The organism is Cellulomonas biazotea (assembly GCF_004306155.1).
GTDB lineage: Bacteria > Actinomycetota > Actinomycetes > Actinomycetales > Cellulomonadaceae > Cellulomonas > Cellulomonas biazotea.
The window spans coordinates 1-6,065 of the sequence record NZ_BIMR01000409.1 but is presented as its reverse complement, the minus strand read 5'-3'; the positions used below and the strand labels follow the sequence as shown (position 1 = coordinate 6,065).

Sequence of the window (6,065 nt, the reverse complement as noted above, 5' to 3'; positions counted from 1 at the left end):
GGGGGGGCCCCCCGCGGCCCCGCTCGACGAGCGTCGCCACGGCGCCCTCGTCGAGCACGAGGACCTCGGTGAGCCCCGGCAGGTCGTCGCGGACCTGCGCGACCGCCGCCGCGTGCGCGGCCGTCTCGACGACCGCGAACCGCACGCCCGCGTCGGACGCGATCCACCGGACCTGCTCGGCCGACGACGTCTCGTACACGGGCACGCCCACGGCGCCGGCGGCCCAGATCGCGAAGTCGAGCAGCGTCCACTCGTACCGGGTGCGCGACATGAGCGCGACGCGGTCGCCCGGCTGGATCCCCGACGCGACGAGCCCCTGCGCGACGGCCGTGACCTCGTCCGCGAACTCCGTGACGGTCACCGGGCGCCACGCACCGCCGACGGACGTCTGGACCTCGGCGAACGTGCCCTGCGGGTCACGGGCCAGCCGGTCCGCGAGCAGCGTGCTGATCGACGCGCCGGGGTCGTCGGCGACGTCGGTGGGGGAGGAGAACTCGGGCACGGTCGCGTTCCTGTCGGTCGGTCCGGTGGCGGGATGGGCGGGGCGGCTCAGGCCGGCGCCGCGGCCTTCGGCTCCGGGTCGGCCAGCGCCGCGTCGCGCGCGACGACCTGCTCGCCCGCGTCGTCCACGACGTCGAGCGTGCCGACCACACGGCCCGCCGAGCGCACGTCCTCGAGCGCGGCGTCGACGCCCGCGCGCAGCGCCGCGGGCACGGCGAGCGTCACGGCCGTGATGCCGGTCCGCATCGAGACCTTGGCCTCCGACTTCACCTTGCGCAGCGCGGCCAGCGCGGCACCGGCCGCGGCGACCACGCCGGGGTCGGCGTCACCGGCGGCGGCCCGCAGCGGCGCGGCGTCCGGCCACGCGGCGCGGTGCACCGAGCCCTCGCGCCACCACGACCAGACCTCCTCGGTCGCGAACGGCAGGACCGGCGCGAACAGCCGGAGCATGGTGTCGAGCGCGATCCCGAGCGCGGCACGCGCCGACGCGGTCTCCGCGGACACCTCGGTCGCGCCCGCGCCGTACGCGCGGTCCTTGACGAGCTCCAGGTAGTCGTCGCAGAACGTCCAGAAGAACGTCTCCGAGAGCTCGAGCGCGCGGGTGTGGTCGTACGACTCGAGCGCGGCCGTGGCCTTCTCGACGACGTCGGCGAGCCCGGCGAGCATCGCCCGGTCGAGCGTGGCGGTGACGAGCGCCGGGTCGAGCTCCGCGGTGCCGAACGACAGCGCGAACTTCGACGCGTTGAGGATCTTGATCGCCAGGCGGCGGCCGATCTTCATCTGGCCGACCTCGAACGCGGCGTCCGTGCCGAGGCGGGCGGACGCGGCCCAGTAGCGGACCGCGTCGGAGCCGTGCTCCTCCAGCAGGCCCATGGGCGTCACGACGTTGCCCTTGGACTTCGACATCTTCTTGCGGTCCGGGTCGAGGATCCAGCCGCTGATCGCGGCGTCCGACCACGGCAGCGTGCCGTGCTCCAGGTGCGAGCGGACGACCGTCGAGAACAGCCAGGTGCGGATGATGTCCTGGCCCTGCGGGCGCAGGTCCATCGGGAAGACGCGCGCGAACAGGTCGGGGTCGGTGCGCCAGCCGCCGACGATCTGCGGCGTCAGCGAGCTCGTCGCCCACGTGTCCATGACGTCGGGGTCGGCGACGAACCCGCCGGGCACGCCGCGCTGGTCGGCCGTGAAGCCCGCGGGCACGTCGGACGACGGGTCGATCGGGAGCTGGTCCTCGGTGGGCAGCAGCGGCGCGTCGTGGACGGGCTGGCCGTCCTCGTCGAGCCGGTACCAGACCGGGAACGGCACGCCGAAGAACCGCTGGCGGGAGATGAGCCAGTCGCCGTTGAGGCCGCCGACCCAGTTCTCGTAGCGCACGCGCATGAAGTCGGGGTGGAAGCCGAGCTCGCCGCCGCGGGCCAGCAGGCCCTCGCGCAGCTCGGCGTCGCGCCCGCCGTTGCGGATGTACCACTGGCGGCTCGTGACGATCTCGAGGGGCTTGTCGCCCTTCTCGTAGAAGTTCGCCATGCGGTCCGTCTTCACGGGCTCGCCGTCGAGGTCGCCCGACGCGCGCAGCCCGGCGACGACCGCCTCGCGGGCCGAGAACGTCGTCTTGCCCGCGAGCTCGTCGAACGTCGCGCGGCCGGCCTCCGAGGTGATCCACTCGGGCGTCTCGCGGACGATCCGGCCGTCGCGGCTCACGACCGAGCGCGTCGGGAGCTGGAGCTCGCGCCACCACTGCACGTCGGTGAGGTCGCCGAACGTGCAGCACATCGCGATGCCCGCGCCCTTGTCCGGCTCGGCGGCCGGGTGCGCGAGGACGGGGATCTCGACGCCGAACAGCGGCGACGTCACCGTGGTGCCGAACAGGTGCTGGTAACGCTCGTCGTCGGGGTGCGCGATGAGTGCGACCACGGCCGGGAGCAGCTCGGGGCGGGTCGTCTCGATGTGCACGGGCGTGCCGTCGGGGCGGTGGAACGCGACCCGGTGGAACGCACCCGGGTAGGGGCGGGCCTCGAGCTCGGCCTGCGCGACCGCCGTCTGGAACGTCACGTCCCACAGGCCAGGGGCCTCGGCCTGGTACGCCTCGCCGCGGCCCAGGTTGCGCAGGAACGCCTGCTGCGCGACGGCACGGGACTCGGCGGACACCGTCTGGTAGGTGCGCGACCAGTCGACCGACAGGCCCAGGTGGCGCCACAGCGCCTCGAACTGGCGCTCGTCGTCGGCGGTCAGGCGCTCGCACAGCTCGACGAAGTTGCGGCGGCTCACGGGCACCTGGTCGCCGGGCTTGACGACCTTGCCGTCGGTCCCGTCGTGCGGCGGCACGAAGCCCTCGACGTACGCGAGCGACGGGTCGCAGCGCACGCCGTAGTAGTTCTGCACGCGACGCTCGGTCGGCAGGCCGTTGTCGTCCCAGCCCATCGGGTAGAACACCTCGCGCCCGCGCATGCGGCGGAACCGCGCCACGACGTCGGTGTGCGTGTACGAGAACACGTGCCCGACGTGCAGCGAGCCGGAGACCGTCGGGGGCGGGGTGTCGATCGAGTAGATCTCCTCGCGCGTGCGGCTGCGGTCGAACGCGTACAGGCCCTGCGCGGTCCACTGCGCGTCCCAGTGCGTCTCGAGGCCGTCGAGCGAGACCTTGTCCGGTACCGCCCGCGTGCCCGTGCTGCCAGGGGTCGTCGAGGGGGCGGTCGGGTTCAGGTCGCTCATGGGCACACATCCTCCCAGATCCGCGGCGTCGGGCGGTGCGCGCCCCGGCACCCGGACGCGAGGGCACGCGACCCCGGCGGCACGGCGGTGCGTGGCCCGGGGTCGCCCCCACGAACACTCGGTGACATCTTCGTGAACAGGCCCGTCCCGGTGACGGGGACGGGTCGTGACGCTGCGACGATCGCTGGTCGCGCCCGTCGACCGACGCGCGCCGACGACGGACGTCGACCCGGCCGCTGCGGCACGGCGCAGCGCGCCCGCACCGGCGCGGGGGCCGGCACGGGTGGACGCGAGGTACGGGTGGACGGCGAGGCGCAGGTGGACGGCGACGTGCAGACGGACGGGTTCCTGCGGTCCGCGCTGGCCGCACCCCCGCGGACGCTCGTCGACGTCCTCGCGGCGACCGTCGCGGCGCACCCCGGGCAGCCCGCCGTCGACGACGGCACGACGGTCCTCACCTACGCGGAGCTCGACGCGACCGTCCGGGCCGCCGCCGCCGGGCTCGCCGCGCGGGGGATCGGGCCGGGCTCCACGGTCGGCGTCCGGGTGCCGTCCGGCACGGTCGAGCTCTACGCGACGGTCCTCGCGGTGCTCGCCGCCGGGGCCGCGTACGTGCCGGTCGACGTCGACGACCCCGACGAGCGCGCCCGCACCGTCTTCCGGGAGGCACAGGTCGCGACCGTCCTCACCGAGGGCGACCTCGACGTGCTCGCCCGGCACCGGCGCCCGGGCACGGTCCGCCCGCCCGGGCTGGACGACGACGCGTGGGTCATCTTCACCTCGGGCTCGACGGGCACGCCCAAGGGGGTCGCCGTCACGCACCGGTCGGCGGCCGCGTTCGTCGACGCCGAGGCGCGGCTGTTCCTGCAGGACCGCCCGCTCGGGCCGGGCGACCGGGTGCTCGCCGGGCTGTCCGTCGCGTTCGACGCGTCGTGCGAGGAGATGTGGCTCGCGTGGGCGCACGGCGCGTGCCTCGTCCCCGCACCGCGCGCACTCGTCCGGACCGGCATGGACCTGGGCCCGTGGCTCGTCCGGCAGCGCGTCACCGTGATCTCGACCGTCCCGACCCTGGCCGGCCTGTGGCGGCCCGACGAGCTCGCCGCGGTGCGGCTGCTGATCTTCGGCGGGGAGGCGTGCCCGCCCGAGCTCGCGGCCCGGCTCGTGCACGACGACCGCGAGGTGTGGAACACGTACGGCCCGACCGAGGCGACCGTCGTCGCGTGCGGCGCGCGGCTCACCGGTGCGGCGCCGGTCCGGATCGGGCACGCGCTCGACGGCTGGGACCTGGCGGTCGTCGCCCCGGACGGGTCGCCCGTCGGCGAGGGGGAGGTCGGCGAGCTCGTCATCGGCGGCGTCGGGCTCGCGCGGTACCTCGACCCCGTGAAGGACGCCGAGCGGTTCGCCCCGGCGCCCGGCCTCGGGTGGGACCGGGCGTACCGCAGCGGCGACCTCGTGCGGCTCGAGGCCGCCGGGCTCGTGTTCGTCGGCCGCGCGGACGACCAGGTGAAGATCGGCGGGCGCCGCATCGAGCTCGGCGAGGTCGACGCCGCGCTCGCGGACCTGCCCGGCGTCGCCGGGGCGGCCGCGGCCGTGCGGCGCACCCCTGCCGGCACGGCCGTGCTCGTCGGCTACCTGCTGCCCGCCCCCGGCGTCGACCTCGACCTCGACGCGTGCCGCGCACGCCTGCGCGAGCGGCTGCCCGCCGCGCTCGTCCCGCTGCTCGCGACCGTCGAGACGCTGCCGACGCGCGGGTCCGGCAAGGTCGACCGGGACGCGCTGCCGTGGCCCCTGCCGCAGGTCGCGACCGACGACGCCGGCCCGCAGGGGCTCAGCGGGACCGCCGCGTGGGTCGCCGTGCGCTGGACCGGGGCTCTCGGTGCTCCCGTGACCGGGCCCGGGGACGACTTCTTCGCCGCCGGCGGTGGCAGCCTCGTCGCCGCGCAGCTCGTCTCCGCGCTGCGCGAGCGGTTCCCGACGGCCACCGTCGCGGACGTCTACGAGAACCCGCGGCTGCGCGACCTCGCCCGGCGGCTCGACGAGCTCGACACCGGACCGGTCCGCACGCAGCGCGACGTGCGGCCCGTGCCCCGGCGCGCGCAGGCCGTGCAGTGGCTGCTCGGCCTGCCGCTCGCGCTCCTCGTCGGGCTGCGCTGGCTCACGTGGGCGCTCGCGGGCGCGGGCGTCCTCGCGGCGACCGGGGCGTCGTGGGCGCCGACCGTGCCGGGCGTCTGGTGGTGGGTCGCCGCGGGCTGGCTGCTGCTCGTCAGCCCCTTCGGCCGCCTGGGCTCGACCGTCCTGGTCGCGCGCAGCCTGCTGCGCGACGTCCGGCCCGGCACGTACCCGCGAGGTGGCTCGGTGCACCTGCGGCTGTGGTTCGTCGAGAGCTGGGCGGGGGCCGCCGGGGCGGGCAACCTGTCCTGCGCGCCCTGGACCGCGGTGTTCGCGCGCGCGCTCGGGGCGAAGGTCGGCAAGGACGTCGACCTGCACGCGTTCCCGCCGGTCACGGGCCTGCTGACGCTCGGCAACGGGTGCGCGGTCGAGCCCGAGGTGGACCTGCGGGGGCACTGGCTCGACGGCGACGTGCTGCACGTCGGGCGCGTGCGGATCGACAAGCGGGCCACCGTCGGGACGCGCAGCACCCTCGCTCCCGGCACGCGCGTCGGCCAGGGCGCGCAGGTCGGCGCCGGGTCCGCGGTGCTCGCGTCGGTGCCGCCCGGCGAGCTGTGGACCGGCTCGCCCGCGCAGCTCGTGGGCCCGGCGAGCGAGGGCTGGCCGCACCGGCGTGCGCCGCGCGGGCGGGCCTGGGTCGGCGTGTACGGCGCGACCGCCGGGGTGCTGGCCGCGATCCCCGTCCT

3 protein-coding genes are annotated in these 6,065 nt (G+C 76.1%); 1 reads left to right on the top strand and 2 read right to left on the bottom strand.

Annotation, left to right across the window (positions count from 1 at the left end; translation table 11 throughout):
• Both CBZ_RS19475 and valS read right to left on the bottom strand, forming a co-directional pair.
• Nucleotides 1-502, bottom strand: a 502-nt coding sequence (locus CBZ_RS19475; protein ID WP_165446865.1) for an AMP-binding protein, incomplete at its 3' end; no start/stop codon positions are given.
• 47 nt (nucleotides 503-549) lie between these two features.
• On the bottom strand, nucleotides 550-3,210 hold the full coding sequence (gene valS / locus CBZ_RS19470; protein ID WP_130783097.1) for a valine--tRNA ligase: 2,661 nt from the start codon (nucleotides 3,208-3,210) through the stop codon (nucleotides 550-552).
• Between the two features lie 300 nt (nucleotides 3,211-3,510).
• Between valS and CBZ_RS19465 the strand changes: the two genes are divergently transcribed.
• Nucleotides 3,511-6,065: non-ribosomal peptide synthetase (locus CBZ_RS19465; protein ID WP_130783096.1), on the top strand; the 2,555-nt coding region annotated here is incomplete at its 3' end.

Coding starts and splice junctions, on each gene's coding strand:
- valS (WP_130783097.1), bottom strand. CDS start 3,210: ATGAGCGACCTGAACCCGACCGCCCCCTCGACGACCCCTGGCAGCACG.